The sequence below is a fragment of the Streptomyces sp. YIM 121038 genome (assembly GCF_006088715.1).
Lineage (GTDB): Bacteria > Actinomycetota > Actinomycetes > Streptomycetales > Streptomycetaceae > Streptomyces.
In genome coordinates this window covers 270057-286783 of sequence record NZ_CP030772.1, presented here as the reverse complement: position 1 = coordinate 286783, position 16727 = coordinate 270057, and the positions used below count along the sequence as shown (strand labels likewise).

Here is a 16727-nt window from a genome sequence, read left to right as displayed (position 1 = left end):
GGCCACATGTCCCGAAACGGGGCCGGGCCCTTTTGTTCCGTGCTGTCAGGGACACCGACCACCAGGGCCCGGGACCTTCAAGCTACCGCTCCCCCCCCGGCAGACACTCCCACTCAGAGCGTGGGCTGCCGCTGCCGCCAGCGAACGCTCTTGGGGGAGATGCGCCAGAACGGCGCATCTGCACCGCGAGCCTCCCATGCCACGCCTCCCTTGAGTGCCTGGGTGCCTCGTCTGTTCTGCCACCGGTAAGGCTGCACCGGTGTCACCCGGTGGGTGACCGGGTGGAGAGTGTTCCCTGGTTTGAGGCCAGGGCCAGGGCTATACGGCCGGTGTCCAGCTGACTGAGGCGAACCCGGAACCGCCGTTGCCGGCCCCGGTGACGCCCGCGGGGGCGCGGTGGCCGGACCCGGCACGTGGTTGGCACGGTGTGGGTGGTGCACGCAAGTGTGCAGTGTCGTTTCTGCGTGGGCGTGTGGAGGCGTGTGCGGGCGGATGCGCACGGATGCGGTGATGGTGCTGCGGTGTGCTGTAGCGATCTCCCGGGCGCACTTCGTAGGTCGTGTCCGCGTCAATGCGCGGGTGGGCTGCGCCTTGTGTGAGCTGGTCTGACCGGGGCCATGGTGAGGCGATTTCCGCTCTCCGCGGCCCTAACGGGCTCGCTGGGCGGGTGTGTTCTCCCTTCTGGTGTGAGGCCCCGTTATGGCACAGGTACCCCAGTCCCAGTCCCAGTCCCCGTCTCTGGCGCCTGGCCCGCTGCTGCCTGCGGTGGTGGGTCCCGTTGATGTGCGCGGGCTGTCCGCGGATGAGCTGCTGCAACTGGCGGGGGAGATCCGGCAGTTCCTGGTCGAGAAGGTGTGCGCCACGGGTGGGCATCTGGGCCCGAACCTCGGCGTGGTCGAGCTGACCCTTGCCCTGCACCGGGTATTCGACTCCCCGCACGACACGCTGATCTTCGATACCGGCCATCAGGCGTATGCGCACAAGCTCCTGACGGGCCGCCGGACCGGGTTCGAGCGGCTGCGGCAGCCGGGCGGCCTGTCAGGCTACCCGTCCCGTTCGGAGTCCGGGCACGATCTGGTGGAGAACTCGCACGCCTCCACGGCCCTGGCGTATGCGGACGGGCTGGCCAAGGCCCGCCAGCTGGCCGGAGAAGTGGACCGGGCGGTGGTGGCGGTGATCGGGGACGGTGCGCTGAGCGGCGGCCTCGCCTTCGAGGCGTTCAACAATCTGGGTGCGGCCAAGGACCGGCCGGTCATCGTCGTGGTGAACGACAACGGCCGCTCCTACGCCCCCACCAGCGGTGCGCTTGCCGCGCATCTGAACGACCTGCGGTTCGGGGGCGGTCTGGAGACGTGCCACAACTTCTTCACTGACCTGGGCTTCACCTACTTCGGCCCCGTCGACGGGCATCACACCGGCGAGCTGGAACAGGCCCTGGCGCGGGCGCGGGCCATGAACCGGCCCACCGTGGTACACGCCTTCACCGTCAAGGGCAAGGGCTACGAGCCCGCCGAGCAGGACACGGCGGACTGCCTGCACGCCGTTGGCGTGGTCGATCCGGCAACCGGCCGCCCCACCTCTCCTCCTGCGCCCGGCGTGGCAGGCACTCCCACGACGGCGCGCCCGTCGTGGACCAGCGTGTTCTCGCGGAGCCTGCTGCACCTGGCGGAACAGCGCGAGGAAGTGGTGGCGGTGACGGCGTCGATGCTGCGTCCCACCGGTCTGCACGCGATGGCGGAGCGGTTCCCGCAGCGGGTGTTCGATGTCGGCATCGCCGAGCAGCAGGCCGTCACCAGTGCAGCCGGGCTGGCGATGGGCGGCTACCACCCCATCGTGGCGATCTACGCCACGTTCCTGAACCGGGCCTTCGACCAGGTCCTCATGGATGTGGCCATGCACCGGCTGCCGGTCACCTTCGTTCTGGATAGGGCCGGGATCACGGGCCCGGACGGGCCCTCCCATCACGGCATGTGGGACCTGTCCGTCTTCTCCACTGTCCCCGGCCTGCGGATCGCCGCCCCCAGAGACGCCACCCGGCTCGAGGAACTCCTTTCCGAGGCCGTGGCGTATGGCGAGGGGCCGAGTCTGCTGCGTTTCCCCAAGGGCCCCGCGCCGGCCGGACTGCCGGCGGTGGAGCGGCTGGAGGCCGGGGACGTGCTGCACTGCAGCCTGGCGGGCAGCCGGGACGTACTGCTGGTCGCGGCCGGGCCGATGGGCCAGCGGGCCTGTGAAGCAGCGCGGGAGCTGGAAGAGTTCGGCATCGGCGCCACCGTGATCGACCCCCGCTGGCTACTGCCCATCCAACCGGCCCTGACCGATCTCGCCGCCCGCCACCGTCTGGTCGTCACCATCGAGGACAACCTGCGCCACGGCGGTATGGGCACGGCCCTGCTCCAGTCCCTCAACGACCGTGCGGCACGGGTGCCGCTGGTGCGCCTGGGCCTGCCGCAGGCGTTCATCGAGCACGGCAGCCGCGAGGGCCTACTGGAACAAGCCGGACTGAGCGCGGAAGCGATCACCAACGCCGTGCTGGTGGCCCGCTCCACTCAGGTCCCGATCCCCCCGGCGGACCAAGCGCCGGTGCAGCGCCCGGCCCCCACCCCGCAGGCTGCCCGCCAGCCCGCCCCTTCCGCTTCCCGGAGGACACGATGACCACCACGGAACTAAGCCTGCCGACGCTGCCCTCCCACCAGGTTCCGGGGCGTCGCCGCCCTTCCCGTCGGTTGCGTGTCGGGTCGGTGCCCGTGGGCGGCGGCGCCCCGGTCAGTGTGCAGACCATGACCACCACGCGTACCGAAGACGTGGACGCCACGCTGCAGCAGATCGCCGCTTGCACCTCGGCGGGCTGCGACATCGTGCGCGTGGCCTGCCCCAACCAGGAGGCCGCCGACGCCCTGGCGACCATCGTCGCCAAGTCGCCGATTCCGGTGATCGCCGACATCCACTTCCAGCCCCGCTACGTCTTCGCCGCCCTCGATGCAGGTTGCGCGGCGGTCCGCGTGAACCCGGGCAACATCAAGAAGTTCGACGACAAGATCGGCCAGATCGCCCAGGCCGCCTCGGCGGCCAAAGCGCCCATCCGGATCGGCGTCAATGCCGGCTCGCTCGATCCGCGCCTCCTGGCCAAGTACGGCGCGGCCACCCCCCAAGCCCTGGTGGAGTCGGCCCTGTGGGAGTGCTCGCTGTTCGAGGAGCACGGCTTCCATGATCTAAAGATCGCGGTCAAGCACCACGATCCGCTGACGATGGTCGCCGCGAACCGGCTGCTCGCCGAGCAGTGCGACTACCCCCTCCATCTCGGGGTGACCGAGGCCGGTCCCGCGTTCCAGGGGTCGATCAAATCCGCCGTCGCTTTTAGCATCCTCCTCGCGGAAGGCATCGGGGACACCATCCGGGTCTCGCTGTCCGCGCCGCCCGCGGAGCAGGTCAAAGCCGGCTGCCACATCCTGTCCTCACTCGGCCTGCGCCCGAGGAAGCTGGAGATTGTCTCCTGCCCGGGCTGCGGCAGACTGCAGGTCGACATCCACAAGCTGGCCGCGCAGGTGGAGGCCGCCTTCGACGGCTTCCCCCACCCGCTGCGCATCGCCGTGATGGGCTGCGTCGTCAACGGGCCCGGCGAGGCCCGCGAAGCCGACCTCGGGGTCTCCTGCGGCAACGGCAAAGGCCAGATCTTCCACCAGGGCCAGGTCGTCCGCACCGTCCCCGAGAACAAGATCGTCGAGACGCTCGTGGAAGAAGCGCTCCGCCTGGCCGAGCAGAGCCAGCTCCCGCACGGAGGTCAGGTGTCATGACGGCTCCATCCCTGGCGGCCCCGCCCGCCGACCTGTCCGCCGTCCAAGACCGGGTCGAGGCCGTGCTGCGCCACTTCCTCGGCCAGAAGATCCGCACCGCCGTCGAAGGCTGCCTGCCAGACGACGTCCCCCGTGCCCTGCATGGCTTCCTTCACGCGGGCGGGAAGCGGCTGAGTCCGCTGCTGTGCGTGGTGGGCTGGCAGGCGGCGGGCGGGCACGGCGACAGCGCGCCCGTGGCGCGGGTGGCGGCCGGGCTGGAGCTGTTCCACGCCTTCTGCCTCATCCACGACGACAACATGGACAACTCCGCCACCCGCCGCCGACGGCCCGCTGTGCACCGCGCTCTGGCGCACCGCCACCCGGCCCCGGACAGCGAGGACGCGGCATGGTGGGGGATCTGCGGCGCGATCCTGGCTGGCGACATGGCCCTGGCCTGGTCCCAGGAACTCCTCGACACCACCGTCTCCCCGCCCGCCCGCCGCGCTGCCCTCAACCAGGTGCTGCAGACCATGCGCCAGGAGGTCACCTACGGCCAGCACCTGGACCTGCTCGCCCCCCACAAGCCTGCCACCGACCTGGACACGACACTCCGCGTGATCCGGTACAAGACCGCCAAGTACACCGTTGAGCGCCCCCTGCACACCGGCGCCGTCCTCGCTGGCGCCGACCAGGGGCTACTGGATGCCCTGAGCCGGTACGCCCTGCCACTGGGCGAAGCCTTCCAACTCCGCGACGACGTGCTGGGCATCTACGGAACCCCCAAGCAAACCGGGAAACCCGTCCTGGACGACCTGCGCGAAGGCAAGCACACCGTCCTGCTCGCCCTGGCCGCCCAGCGCGCCACCCCAACCCAACGGGCGCTGCTTGACCGGCTGGTGGGCCAGCGAGCACTGGATGAGGCAGGTGCCGCCCGCATCCGGCAGGTGCTGGAGGCCACCGGCGCACGCAGCACCGTGGAGGCCATGATCGCCACCAGATACCAGCAGGCCCTGGCCGCCCTGCAGAACACCCCCTGCCCACCCGTCTCCATCACCGCCCTGCGCCGCATCGCGGCCCTGGCCGTGGAGCGCACCTCATGACCGGCCGCAAGCGCGTGCTGCTCGCCTCCCCACGCGGAGTCTGCGCCGGGGTGGACCGGGCGATTACCGCCGTGAACAGGGCCCTGGAGCTGTACGGGCCGCCGGTGTACGTGCGCCACGAGATCGTCCACAACACGTACGTCGTCCAGACCCTGGAGAAGAAGGGCGCGGTCTTCGTTGAGGAGACAGCCGAGGTGCCCGAGGGCTCCATCGTCGTCTTCTCCGCGCACGGCGTGGCCCCGGCCGTCCATGCGGAGGTCGCCGAGCGCGGGCTCACCACCATCGACGCGACCTGCCCGCTGGTCACCAAGGTCCACAAGGAAGCCGTGCGGTACGCCAAGGAGGACTACGACATCCTCCTGATCGGCCACGAAGGCCACGAGGAGGTCATCGGCACCTTGGGCGAGGCCCCGGACCACATCCAGCTCGTCGACGGCCCAGGGGCCGTCACCAACGTCGAGGTGCGCGACGAGTCAAAGGTCGTCTGGCTCTCCCAGACCACCCTCTCAGTCGACGAGACAATGGCGACGGCCGACGCCCTCAAGACCAAGTTCCCCCACCTGCTCTCGCCGCCCAGCGACGACATCTGCTACGCCACACAGAACCGCCAGCAGGCCGCCAAGCAGATCGCAGCCGAGGCCGACCTCGTCATCGTCGTCGGCTCCCGCAACTCCTCCAACTCCCAGCGCCTGGTCGAGGTCGCCCTCGGCGCCGGCGCCACAGCGTCCTACCTGGTCGACTACGCCGAACAGATCAACAAGGCGTGGCTCCAGGACGTCACCACGATCGGCGTCACCTCCGGCGCCTCCGTCCCCGAGATCCTGGTCGACGGCGTTATTCACTGGCTGGCCGCACACGGCTACAGCGACGTGGAGACCGCCACCGTCACTGAGGAGCACCAGCGCTTCGCACTGCCACGCCAGCTGACGGTATCGGCGCTGGCATCCGTAAGTCCAAAGCACGCTGATCACGAAGGGCAGGGCGACTAATGGCAGGCACAGTTCAACACGGGCAGCGCCGGAAGCGCCCGGTGAAAGAGCCTCCTGTACTTCCCGGGCATTTCCCCCCTGGCCGGACATCTACCGAGGATGCTCAAGGACCCGCTCGCGTTCTTGGCATCGTTGCCACAGTCAGTGGACGTCGTCACCATCTATATCGGCCGCCAACCGATCTACTTCCTCACCTCCCACCGGCTCGTCCGGTCCCTTTTCACCGGAGAGGACGGAGCTTTCACGCGGGGACTGGTCTTCGAGAAGGCTGCCAAAATCTTCGGCCAAGGCATCATCGTCTCCGAAGGCGAGCAGCATTGGCGGAACCGGCGGTTGATCCAGCCAGCCTTCCACCGCCAGAAGATGGAGTGCTATGTCGAGACTATGCGCTCCGTCGTGGAGGACAGGTCGAGCGCTTGGAAAGTAGGGCAGCCGTTCGCTATGAGCGCGGAGACCCACGAGACAGCCGTGGAGATCCTGACGCGAACGCTATTTCGGGCGGACCTCGCAAACCGTGCTGCCGAGCAGGTCGAACGCGCCTTTCCTGGAATCGTCGCAGGCATTACTGCGCAGGCGCTCTATCCCTATCCATGGATGGAGAAGCTACCTCTTCCAGTGAATCGGCGTTACAAACAATCCGTCGCCGTGTTCCACAATATCGTCAACACGCTGATCGCCGAACAGCGAACAGGGATCCCTAAAGATGACTGTCTACTGGACATGCTGATCAGCGCCCGCGACGAAGGCTATGGATTCAGTGAAGAACAATTGCGAGATGAGATCGTCACCATGCTGGTGGCAGGCGCCGAGACTGTCTCCACCACACTCGCCTGGTTTTTCCACGAACTGGCCCGGCACCCGCAGGCCGAACGGCGACTGGTCAACGAACTGCAGACCGAGCTAGGCGACAGGCCGATCTCCTATCAGGACTTCGGGAAATTGCCCTACACGATCGCGGCCGCTAACGAGGTCTTGCGACTGCATCAGCCCAACTGGTTCCTCTCCCGGCGAGCTGCGGGTCCGGTGGACCTCGGCGCCTATCGCATCCCTGCGGGAGGCGAGGTGGCCTTTAGTCTGACGACCATGCATCGGTCCTCAGAGGTCTTCGACCACCCCATGGAATTCGATCCCGACCGCTGGCTCGACGGCCGGACCGGGAACCTGCCCCGCTCCGGCTACATGCCGTTCGGTGTGGGGAAGCACAGGTGCATCGGCGACGCCTTCGCCATGGCCGAGATCATGGTCTCAATCGCCAGTATCACCCGCCGCTGGACCCTGACCCACCAGCCGGGAACACACGTCCGCGAAATCCCGTGGACAACGGTCCAACCCTCCAACCTGATCATGATCGCGCGACTGCGGTGAGGCGACCTATGACCATCCAAGAGCCCCAGGCCGCCACCTACGTCATGAGCGAAGATTGGGAGCATGAGGAACTCCGGCTCAAGGCGCTGGAGAAACAGTACGACCCGACCAGCATCAGCGTGCTCACTGGCCTGGGTGTCCCCCGCCCAGGTGCCTGGAGATCGGCGCTGGAGCGGGCAGCATCGCACGATGGATCAGTGACGAGGCCGGCCTCGAAGGGTACGTCCCGGCCACCGACATCGACCTCCGTTTCCTACCGACCGATACCCGGCCAGGATTCGAGGTCTGTGAACTCGACGTCACCCGCGACACCCCGGGCGATCTCGGCTTCGACCTGATCCACGCCCGCGCCGTCATCGAACATCTCCCCAATCGGCAGCACGTGGTCGACCGGCTCGCCTCTTGGCTAGCCCCCGACGGCTGGCTCGTCGTCGAGGACCACGACATGCATCCAGAGACCGTCGCAGCGTCCGCTGCACTCGCTGCCACACCGCACATCGCCGAGCGGACCGCCACATTCATCAGCGCATGCGCACAAATGATGTCCGCAGCCGACGCCGATCCGTTCTACGGCCGTAAGCTCATCCCTGCTCTGGCCACCGCCGGTCTGGTCGGCATCGGAGGTGAAGTGAGAGTCCGCACCATCACGCCTCACGCCGACAACCTCTTCTCCTTGACACTCCGCCATGTCCAGGAGCCCTTCATCCAGCACGGCCTCTTGGATCCGCTGCCTGCGAAGAGCTTCACTAAGTCTTCGCCGATCACACAGACCCGATCCCTGGACCAGCGATGGTGGTCGCATATGGCCGAAACCTGCGGTGAAACCTCAAGGCTACGGAGGATGGAGAATGTTCGAGCAGCACAGGCAGGAAGTGATCACACTTCCGTTTCAGATCCGGAGGCACCAGAGCGAATCCGTGATCCAGCGGAGCGCGGAACGATGGGCCACGCATCACGGACTGCTGGCGGGCGCAAGCGCGTTGGCACGATTCCGGCGCCATCAGATCACCGGCCTGATGACCGCGGGCTGTGACCGGGCCGGAATTGAGGATGCGGCACTCGTCGTGGAGTTCGCGACTCTGGCGTTCTTCCTCGACGACCAGCAGAACAACGCCGCCCGCACGCGCCGCGCTTCCGCATACGACGACCTGAACACAAGGCTGCGCGCGGTGATCTCCGGCTCTGACGTCGACGCCGAGGACAGCCCGTTGGTCAGGGCGCTGTCCGACATCCTGGAACATCTCGAGCCACGTGCCCGCCCTGACTGGCACACCAGATTCCGCCATGACCTGGCACTCGTCCTCAACGGGCACGAAGAGGAGAACGCCTTTCGGAGGAATGCCAGCATCCCCGATATTGGCAGTTTCTCCATGATGCGCCGTGAGGCATCCTTCTGTTATCCGATCTTCGACATGCTTGAACTATGCCGAGGCGCGCCAGTGTCGTCCGCCGTGCACAACAGTTCACCCTACCAGGTGATCCGTGAGGCGATTGCCGACATCATGTGCTGGACGAACGACGTCCACTCCCTCCATATGGAACTGGCTGCCGACGAACCGATCAATTTCGTCACCGTCCTGCAGCACGCCGGGACACTCACCACTGCCCAGGCAGTTCAGGAGGTCTGTGAGCGCATCGACAACCGCGTGAAGGACTTCATCGCGGCAAGACATGAGCTGAGCGGGTTGCTGACCAAGTTCTCCACTCCTAACCGGGTCCAGAACTTGGTCTTGGACTGTGTCAGCGGCTTTGAGAGCTGGGCGGGCCGCATGGAGGAATGGGATCGCACCGGCACCAACCGCTTCGACCCATCTACCATCAGTGCTTCCGGATTGCCTTCCTACGTTGAAGACCTACTGCCCAGGTAGGCCCAAAGAGCTGCCCCCTCCTAATTCTCTTGTAGCGGTTCCGGCGGAACTGGTTGCGTCTGCCGCACTGTTCGAATGGGGAGCGTGACGCCTTTGCCTCACCAGGCATGGTTGACGCCTCAAGAGAGAGCTGCGTGCGGTCCCTGTGGTAGTGGTCGCCGGGGTGTGCTGTGCGGATACCTTTGCCTCTCCTGGCCGTTGGAGGCCTCACGAGAGAGCGGCAACGTCCAGCGCCTCATCGAGCGCGACGTGATCAGCGACCTCGCCGACCCCGAGCGGCCAGGCGAGGCGCACCGGTTGGACCCCGACAGCGTGGAGGACGCTCACTGCGCGGACCTGATCGGCCGGGTGCGGGCGGCGGGCGCCTGGCTGGAGCTGTGGCATCTGCCCGGCCGGTTCGGCGTGGCGGTGATGGCTTGCTACCTGTGGCGCGAGGACCTGTCCGCGTTCCTGGTGTCCGGCTCGGGCGCCCACCTGGACCCGCACGTCGCCCTGTCGCGGGCGCTCACCAAGGCCGCGCAGTCGAGGCTCACCCAGATCACCGGAAGCCGGGAGGACACGCCCCCGGCCGTCTACCGGCCCGGCCCGCACCGGGGCCCGGCCGCCACTGGCCCCGGCCCGGAGATGCGGTCAAGGGGCTTGAGTTCTAGCGGTTGTCGCAATACCCCAGTGAACTGGGGTGCTCGATGGAGTTCGAGATCCGCAAGGACCGGACGAAGCCGCAGGGCAGGAAGAAGCTGCCCCGGGAACGGGCCGCATACTTCCAGCTCATGGAGCAGGGCTACAGCAGCAAAGCCGCCTGCCGGATCGTCGGTGTCGACATCCGGACGGGCAAGAAGTGGCGTAACGGGGACCGCTCACGCGGCCAGGGCCGCAGACCGCTGCCTCCGGCACGGAAGGCGCCGGTGGTCCGCGGCCCGTCGCGGTATCTGCGCGAGGACGAGCGCATCCACATCGCCGACCGGCTGCGGGAGAAGGCCACGATCCGGCAGATAGCCGCAGAACTGGGCCGCAGCCCTTCCACCATCAGTAGAGAGATCCGCCGCAACCGCACCGTGCTGCACGACTACGGCCGCTGGTACTACCGTCCCCATGCGGCCCAGGCCCGCGCTGATGCCCGTCGGCCCCGCCCCAAGCCCCGGAAAATCTCCGTGAATCCTGTGCTGCTGCGGGCCATCCAGGAGAGGCTGGACGAGAAGTGGAGCCCGGAACAGATCTGCCACGCTCTGCGCCAGCAGTTTCCCGACCGGCCGGAGATGCACGTGGTCCACGAGACGATCTACCAGGCCCTCTACGTCCAGGGCCGCGGTGAACTCCGCCGTGCACTGGCCGGAGCCCTCCGCAGCGGCCGTGCCCGCCGCAGGCCCCGCCGCCAGGCCCAGCAGCGACAGCCCCGCCACAGCCACCCCATGGTCATGCTCATTGAGCTTCTTCAGTGTTGCCGCTCGAGGGTGAGGACGGCTTTGGCGATGGACGTCATGCGGTTGGGGCTGTATCGGGATCTGCGGAAGGTCTGCCAGGACTTCAGGCGGGTGATGCCGCGTTCGACCGGTGCCCGTGCTGTGGCCAGGGCCCGGTTGACGGTTTTCTCGGTGGGGGTGAGTTCCTGCAGGGGTCTGCGTTTGATGCCCGTGGTCAGCCAGGGGCCGCCGCCCTGGTAGGCGAGATCGGCCAGGATCAGGATGGGGACGCCCTGGCGCTCGCAGATGCGGATGATCCAGTGAGTGCGGGCGGCGGTCAGGTCGTGAGACCGGCCCGGCGGCGTGGGTGAAAGCCACAGCAGCCGGCCATCCGGATCGGTGACCACCTGCACGTTCACCGCGTGCCGGCGGTGCTTGTGGGAGTAGTCGGCTCGTCCGTCGCCGATCCGGTCGCACTCGGCGGGGGTGCCGTCCAGCAGGACGAAGTCGGGACCGGTCTCGCGCAGGACCTTCAGCAGTCCCGGTGCACGCTCGGCGAGCAGGTGGATGACCGTGCTGGTGTAGGCGTGGGCGGTGGGCTGGCTGATCCCGAACCCGGCAGCGATCTTCGCCAGGGTGGTGTGTTCGCGCAGGTACACCGGTGCCACCATCGCGCGCTGAGACGGGCGGAGCTTGCAGCGCCGGTCGCCCTCACGCGTGACGATCAGCATGGTGACCCACTCCACGAGTGCACGGGGCAGGTCGAGTGCGGCAGGATGGATGACCAACGAGGCCCCCGAGCAGCATGGTTGAGACGTCAGACATCTCGATCAACATCCCGGGGGCCTCGCTCGCTGCGCTATAGGCCGTCACCTGATCGGTGGCCAACTCAAAGAAGCTCAATGAGAGGAGTTTGAGCTTTCGCCGGTATGGGCTTGTGGCTCCCCGTGGGGAGTTCCTTCCTGGGGTCTAGTGGGGCGAGTAGGTTTCGATTGCTGTCCGGCAGACCCGAGGTACGTCGCTAGTGCTCCCACCGTGGCGCCGCAGAGCGCCGACAGTACGCCGGCAAATTGTTGAGATATGGGATGAGTTGAAAGTGATACGATAATTAGCGAGACGCATAGGGAAACAGATATTCCAAGGGATAGGACGAAGGCGACTATTCCACGCCAAGATCTTTTGAGATTCTCTCTTTCCTTCATGATTGGCGCTCATTTCGGCAGCTGGCGGGATATTTCGGCGCAGGTGGGGGGTGGGAAAGTTCGGCAGTCTGAGGAGCAATGTCACTTAGTTAGAAAACGGCGAGAATTTTGACGGCAGGTGGGTCAGGGTGGCAGAGTGTGTTGTAGGTAGGTCGCTTCCTTCTGTAGGTATGGATATGGATTCGTTTGACAGCTCGTGGGCTGCTCCTGTGTCTCCAGCGGGGGTTGGGCCTTTCAGTGATTTCCGTGCGGGCGGCTTCAATGGTCTTGGCGAGACGGGCAGAGGAAACTCTCGCCTAGCCGGTGATTTGGTGGCGGATGATGCGCAGTGATCGAATGAACGACAGGCGGTCTGGGTCAGTATCGGCCTGGTCGGCGGCTTCACACATTGAGGGGTCTCGCGCTTTCCGGGCAGGTGTCTGGTGATGACTTCACGCCGTGATGTGCAGCGTCTGGTATTCGGTGTGGGCTTCGCGAGGTGGGCGGTTACCCACTGCTGAGTGGAGGTGTTTGTGTTTGTGCCAGGATTCGATGTACCGAGTGATGTCCTGCCGGGTGGCTTCGCGTGTCAGGTAAGTCATCCTGGATACACGCTCGTTCTTCAGCGCCGCGAAGAATGATTCCGTCATAGTGTTACTGAAACAGGTCCCGGTCCGTCCGGCGGAACGTGGAAGGCCGAGGTGTTTCAATGTCTCACCGTGCTCGGCTGGCCTGTAGTTCGATCCGCGGTCCGAGTGGAATATTGTGCCGTCTGTGAGTTTCCTGTTCCGGGCTGTGTTGCGGATGGCCCGGGATGTGAGGGGGGTGTGGTAGTGGTCGTCCATGGCGTAGCCGATGGCTTCCTTCGTGCGGCGGTCGATGGCGGTCGCCAGGTACAGTCACCTCTCACTGGTGGACGCGTAGGTGATGTCCCCGACCGGCTTTTGGCCGGGAGTGTCGGCGGTGAAGTTCCGGCCGGCGAGGTCGGGCGCGGGGCCGGGGGTGCCCTGGGTGAGGCCGGAGCGTTTCGGCTTCGGCTGGGAGGGCTCCAGGCCCGGTTCGCGCGTGAGGCGGCGGGCCGGCTCCAGGCCGGCGGTGACGTCCCGGCGGTGCGGTTGTGCGTGGATGCGCCGGTGGCTGTAGGTGCTGTCGGAGTCCTCGAACGCCTTCGTGATGAGCAGTTTCAGTTCCTCACGCCGTTCGGCTGTCGCGGATTCGGGACGGCCTCGCCAGTCGTAGTAGCCGGATTTGGAGACGCCGAGTCGCTTGCACCTGTACCCGACGCTGTACGCGTACTCCGTCGTGTCGAGCCGCGTCTCGTTGATGAACTCGTACGTGCTCGCTGCCGGGGATCCCCCGCGAAGTACGCTGCGGCTTTTTTCAGGAAGGTGTTTTCCATCTCGGCTTCGCGGATCCGGCGTTCCAGCTCTTTGAGGCGTGCTCGTTCGCTGAGCGTCAGTTCCGCGTCTGGCGCCGGCTCCTGGCGTGCCTTGTGTTTCTTCACCCAGCCCCGGAGGGTTTCGGGGTTCATCCCGGGCTCGCGGCCTGCTTCGGAGATCGTCTTACTCGAGCTCAGCGCGACCCGGACGGCTTCTTCACGGAACTCGGGTGTGTACTTGCTGAGTGACGCCACATCGTGCTTCCTCGTTCCCTGTTCAGGGAAACCCTATTGGGTCCCTGTCCGGAAACTTCGGGGCCCCTCACATCTGCTGATCGGACCACGTAGTGAGTGAACCTCTTTCATCCTGTTCCGGGAGGGTGAAATGGCAGGTCAGCGGGGTGTGGTGACGAGGCAGAGCCCCTGGTCGTTGGCGTGGTGATCTCACTCATCACACCGGCAACCGAGGGGCTCTGTTGGTTCCGTATCCTTCCACGCTCGACGTGCCGTACGAGCTGGTTGGGCATGTCGCCTGGCTCATCTACGCCCGAAGACGTGAACTGCGCTCCCCCTGGCGCGAGTTGAGCTGCTTCCAACAGGCCCTTCTCGCCCTGGCCCACTTACGCAAGAATGCGACCTACCGGCAGGTCGGCGCCGGATTCGGAGTGTCCGAGGCAACCGCCTGGCGCTACGTCGACGAGACTCTCGACGTCCTGGCCGCCTGGCCGCCTGGGCGCCGGGCCTGCACGAGGCCCTGACCGGGCTGGGCGAGGGCGACTTCGTCATCGTTGACGGCACCCTGATCCCCACCGACCGCATCGCCGCGGACAAGCCGTACTACTCGATGAAGCACAAGCAGCACGGCATGAACGTGCAGGTCATCGCCCGCCCGGACGGCACACCCCTGTGGTTCTCCAGGGCCACCCCCGGCCGCACGCATGACCTGACCACGGCCCGCGCCCACGGCATCGTCCAGGCCTGCCTCACCCGGCAGATCCTCATCCTCGCCGACCGCGCCTACCAAGGAGCCGGCGCCACCGTCCGCACCCCCTCCAAGGGAATCCGTGAACAACCCGAGCACTACCAGCAATTCAACCGCGAGCACGCCCGGCTGCGGGCTCCTGGGGAACGCGCCTTCACCCAGCTGAAGACCTGGCGACTGCTCCGACAGGCCAGATACTCCACCCGCCGCATCAACACCATCGTCCAAGCCGTCCACACACTCCTGACCTGCACGTACCCAGGATGAAAGAGGTTCACTCAGGAGCAGTGCCTAAATATCTTGCTCGACCATGTCGGGTGTCTTTGAGCTTAATACGCCGCCGCATCCGCGTTGGGTCTTGATTCCGTCCAGGCTCGACGCGAAATCCCAGCGTTTGGCGTAGGCGGCGGCGAGTTCGGCGGCGCCTGCCTGGTCCGGGTCCATGATGGTGGTGATCAGGAAGAAGATTTCGTCTTTGCCTTCCCGGTTCGTCTCGTATTCGACAACCCGCACCGGGATCCCCGATGGCTCCTCGATGTCCGACCCTCGGTGACGCTGGACCGCGCGACGGCGACGGACTTTCGGGTTGAGTGGGAACGACTCATGTGATCCGTCCGTCAGCGGCCGGAAGGCCGGCAGGTGAGGGCCGTCGGGCCATGTGACATAGCAAATCAGTCCCAGTTGGGGCGGCCGCTTCCCACAGGCGGTATGAGGCGACCTCGGTGGTGTGGGCACACTGTCGATGGATTTTGGAGATCCAAAAGAAGGTGTCCTGGTGGGGCGGAAGTCTCCGTATCCGGAGGAGTTCAGGAACGACGCGGTGGCGCTGTACCGCGCGGCGGGCGGGCAACGCACATATGCGGCGGTCGCGGCGGATGTCGGGGTGATCGGCGAGACCCTGCGGAGCTGGGTGCGCCAGGCCGTCGAGCAGGCGGGCCATGGTCACGGCTGTGACGGTCAGACCGGGGAGAGCCGAGATGAGGAACTGGCCCGGCTGCGGGCGGAGAACGGCCGGCTGCGCAAGGCCGAGAAGGAGTGGGGGCTCGAGCGGGAGATCCTGCGTCGGGCGGCAGCCTATTCGCGAAGGAGATGAAGTGAAGAACCGCCGCTGGGACTTCGTCTCCGTCCACGCCGAGACCTTCGGTGTTCAGTGGATATGCCGGGTTCTTCGGGTCTCTCGCTCCGGCTGCTACCGGTGGGTTGCCGGCGCGAAGACCCGCACGGAGCGGCCGCCGACGACGCCCTGGTCACGGAGATCCGTGAGGTCCACACCACGCGCAAAGGAACGTACGGAGTCAGACGCGTCCATGCCGAGCTGCGGGGCTTCGGGCACACCGTCAACCACAAGCGTGTCGAGCGGTTGATGCGTCTGCATCGGATCGAGGGCCGCCACCTGTGCCGCCGCAGGCGCACCACGGTCCCGGACCGGCTCGCACCGCCTACCCCCGGCCTTGTCCAACGCGGCTTCTCCGCCGGGCAGCTGAACGAGAAGTGGTGCGGCGACATCACATACGTGCAGGTCGGAGGCTCGTGGCTGTATCTCGCCTGCGTCCTGGACATCTGCTCACACCGGGCGCTCGGTCATTCGATGGCCACCCACATGCGTGCCGAACTGGTCATCGATGCCCTGACGATGGCCGTGGCCACGCGGGGTGGCGGCGTGGCCGGGGTGATCTTCAACGCGGACAGGGGTTCGCAGTACACGTCGGACGCGTTCGCGCAGGTCTGCGACGGTGTCGGGATCCGCAGGAGCAGGGGCCGGGCCGGCTCGAGTTACGACAACGCCCTCGCCGGGTCGTTCTGGCAGGGGCTCAAGAGGGAGACGATGCACGAGAGGCTGTTCTCAACGATGCGTCAGGCGAGGCTGGAGATCTTCCAGTGGCCCACCTACTACAACGCCCGAAGGCGCCACAGCGCCCTCAACTACCTCTCACCTGCCGAGTTCGAACAGCAGCTACAGACAGAACGTAAAATCACACTCGCAGCATGAACCCCGTGTCCGCCTTCCGAGCTGCCTCGGCCAGGCCGTGCCACAGGTGCCAGCGGTCCATGCATTGCGTGATGGCGGGGTCGGCGTCGGTCCGCTTTCCCCTGCGCAGGGCGAACTCGTCGATTCCCAGTGCCTTCGGCACGGGCCGCTCGGGCAGCGGGATGCGCAACAGGCAGGCCAGCAGCGTGGCCCAGCTGAGCACCTGGTGCAGGCGCAGAAGCAACCGGGCGTCGGCCGTGCCCGCCAGAGCGCGGGCCACCGCCTCCACCACGGCCTGCAGGGCCGGCGTCCGGCGCTGGTAGCGCACCGTCAGCCCCTCGACCTGCTCGGCGAACGTCAGCTTCACGCACTCCGGGTTCTCGCAGTAGAGCCGCCGCACCGCCAGGTCGATCATCACCGGGCGGCCCCCGACCGCCTCGTCCACGACATGCCGCACATACCGGCTATGCTCCCAGTCCGACGCCTGCCCGCATCCCGGGCAGGCCACCGGGACACCGGCAGGCGTCCGCGCCGTGATCCGGACGAGATCCTTGCCGGCCTCAACCGTGTCAACCTGCACCGCGGCCAGCTGCGGCAGCAGGTCCTCCAACTCGATGGCACACACCATCAGCGCGTCACCGTCAACACCCCAGCACCACAGACCAGTTCACTCGATCACCGGCTACGAAGATCTTGGAAGACCCGCAAGCTTTACAGACCCCTGA

The 16727-nt window shown here is 66.5% G+C and carries 13 protein-coding genes and 3 pseudogenes; 11 read left to right on the top strand and 5 right to left on the bottom strand.

The annotated features are described in order from the left end of the window. Window positions 1-699 precede the first annotated feature (699 nt). The 7 genes and pseudogenes from C9F11_RS44010 to C9F11_RS43980 all read left to right on the top strand — a co-directional run. A complete protein-coding gene (locus C9F11_RS44010) occupies window positions 700-2652 on the top strand; it encodes a 1-deoxy-D-xylulose-5-phosphate synthase (protein ID WP_138968023.1) in 1953 nt (650 codons plus the stop codon). Next, window positions 2649-3791, top strand: coding sequence for a flavodoxin-dependent (E)-4-hydroxy-3-methylbut-2-enyl-diphosphate synthase (gene ispG, locus C9F11_RS44005; RefSeq protein ID WP_138968021.1), 1143 nt, complete (start codon window positions 2649-2651; stop codon window positions 3789-3791). Before C9F11_RS44010 ends, ispG begins: the two co-directional genes overlap by 4 nt. Beyond that, complete coding sequence (locus C9F11_RS44000) at window positions 3788-4870, top strand: polyprenyl synthetase family protein (RefSeq protein WP_138968019.1); 1083 nt, start codon at window positions 3788-3790, stop codon at window positions 4868-4870. The genes ispG and C9F11_RS44000 overlap by 4 nt, the downstream gene beginning before the upstream one ends. After that, on the top strand, window positions 4867-5859 hold the full coding sequence (locus C9F11_RS43995) for a 4-hydroxy-3-methylbut-2-enyl diphosphate reductase (RefSeq protein WP_138968017.1): 993 nt from the start codon (window positions 4867-4869) through the stop codon (window positions 5857-5859). Before C9F11_RS44000 ends, C9F11_RS43995 begins: the two co-directional genes overlap by 4 nt. A gap of 54 nt (window positions 5860-5913) precedes the next feature. Further along, complete coding sequence (locus C9F11_RS43990; protein ID WP_346347494.1) at window positions 5914-7224, top strand: cytochrome P450; 1311 nt, start codon at window positions 5914-5916, stop codon at window positions 7222-7224. Window positions 7225-8072: 848 nt separating this feature from the next. Next, on the top strand, window positions 8073-9092 hold the full coding sequence (locus tag C9F11_RS49215; protein WP_249402317.1) for a terpene synthase family protein: 1020 nt from the start codon (window positions 8073-8075) through the stop codon (window positions 9090-9092). Between the two features lie 75 nt (window positions 9093-9167). Then, window positions 9168-9650, top strand: a pseudogene (locus C9F11_RS43980) (YcaO-like family protein); the annotation flags it as partial. Window positions 9651-9738: 88 nt separating this feature from the next. Here C9F11_RS43980 and C9F11_RS49805 read toward each other — a convergent pair. After that, entirely contained in the window at window positions 9739-9864 is a 126-nt protein-coding gene (locus tag C9F11_RS49805) for a hypothetical protein (RefSeq protein WP_269078185.1), read from the bottom strand. On the opposite strand from C9F11_RS49805, the pseudogene C9F11_RS43975 reads away from it, so the two are divergent. After that, window positions 9830-10513 (top strand): annotated as a pseudogene (locus C9F11_RS43975) (helix-turn-helix domain-containing protein); the annotation flags it as partial. The gene C9F11_RS49805 and the pseudogene C9F11_RS43975 overlap by 35 nt on opposite strands. Before the next feature lie 11 nt (window positions 10514-10524). Here the strand turns inward: C9F11_RS43975 and C9F11_RS43970 are convergent. Further along, a complete protein-coding gene (locus tag C9F11_RS43970) occupies window positions 10525-11280 on the bottom strand; it encodes a transposase family protein (RefSeq protein WP_138968013.1) in 756 nt (251 codons plus the stop codon). An 845-nt stretch (window positions 11281-12125) separates the two neighbouring features. Beyond that, a complete protein-coding gene (locus tag C9F11_RS49800) occupies window positions 12126-12518 on the bottom strand; it encodes an integrase core domain-containing protein (RefSeq protein ID WP_269078160.1) in 393 nt (130 codons plus the stop codon). A gap of 968 nt (window positions 12519-13486) precedes the next feature. On the opposite strand from C9F11_RS49800, the pseudogene C9F11_RS43955 reads away from it, so the two are divergent. Further along, window positions 13487-14300: pseudogene (locus C9F11_RS43955) on the top strand (transposase family protein). A 24-nt stretch (window positions 14301-14324) separates the two neighbouring features. Here C9F11_RS43955 and C9F11_RS43950 read toward each other — a convergent pair. Continuing rightward, complete coding sequence (locus C9F11_RS43950; protein WP_138968011.1) at window positions 14325-14546, bottom strand: hypothetical protein; 222 nt, start codon at window positions 14544-14546, stop codon at window positions 14325-14327. Window positions 14547-14760: 214 nt separating this feature from the next. Here C9F11_RS43950 and C9F11_RS49795 point away from each other — a divergent pair, with 214 nt between their 5' ends. Together C9F11_RS49795 and C9F11_RS43945 are read left to right on the top strand one after the other, a co-directional pair. Beyond that, the gene (locus C9F11_RS49795; RefSeq protein WP_269078159.1) at window positions 14761-15126 is read left to right on the top strand and encodes a transposase; all 366 of its coding nucleotides are present in this window, start codon (window positions 14761-14763) and stop codon (window positions 15124-15126) included. A gap of 63 nt (window positions 15127-15189) precedes the next feature. Continuing rightward, on the top strand, window positions 15190-16023 hold the full coding sequence (locus C9F11_RS43945; protein ID WP_269078174.1) for an IS3 family transposase: 834 nt from the start codon (window positions 15190-15192) through the stop codon (window positions 16021-16023). On the opposite strand, the gene C9F11_RS43940 is transcribed toward C9F11_RS43945, so the two are convergent. Further along, window positions 16007-16630, bottom strand: a complete 624-nt coding sequence (locus C9F11_RS43940) for a transposase family protein (RefSeq protein ID WP_138968009.1) — start codon at window positions 16628-16630, stop codon at window positions 16007-16009. The genes C9F11_RS43945 and C9F11_RS43940 overlap by 17 nt on opposite strands. Between the last annotated feature and the right edge of the window lie 97 nt (window positions 16631-16727).

Bases quoted from the DNA above. Each gene is read 5' to 3' on its own strand.
- C9F11_RS43940 (WP_138968009.1), bottom strand. From the start codon at position 16,630: ATGGTGTGTGCCATCGAGTTGGAGGACCTGCTGCCGCAGCTGGCCGCG.
- ispG (WP_138968021.1), top strand. From the start codon at position 2,649: ATGACCACCACGGAACTAAGCCTGCCGACGCTGCCCTCCCACCAGGTT.
- C9F11_RS49800 (WP_269078160.1), bottom strand. From the start codon at position 12,518: ATGGACGACCACTACCACACCCCCCTCACATCCCGGGCCATCCGCAAC.
- C9F11_RS44000 (WP_138968019.1), top strand. From the start codon at position 3,788: ATGACGGCTCCATCCCTGGCGGCCCCGCCCGCCGACCTGTCCGCCGTC.
- C9F11_RS44010 (WP_138968023.1), top strand. From the start codon at position 700: ATGGCACAGGTACCCCAGTCCCAGTCCCAGTCCCCGTCTCTGGCGCCT.
- C9F11_RS43945 (WP_269078174.1), top strand. From the start codon at position 15,190: ATGCCGGGTTCTTCGGGTCTCTCGCTCCGGCTGCTACCGGTGGGTTGC.
- C9F11_RS43995 (WP_138968017.1), top strand. From the start codon at position 4,867: ATGACCGGCCGCAAGCGCGTGCTGCTCGCCTCCCCACGCGGAGTCTGC.
- C9F11_RS49805 (WP_269078185.1), bottom strand. From the start codon at position 9,864: ATGAGCTGGAAGTATGCGGCCCGTTCCCGGGGCAGCTTCTTCCTGCCC.
- C9F11_RS49215 (WP_249402317.1), top strand. From the start codon at position 8,073: ATGTTCGAGCAGCACAGGCAGGAAGTGATCACACTTCCGTTTCAGATC.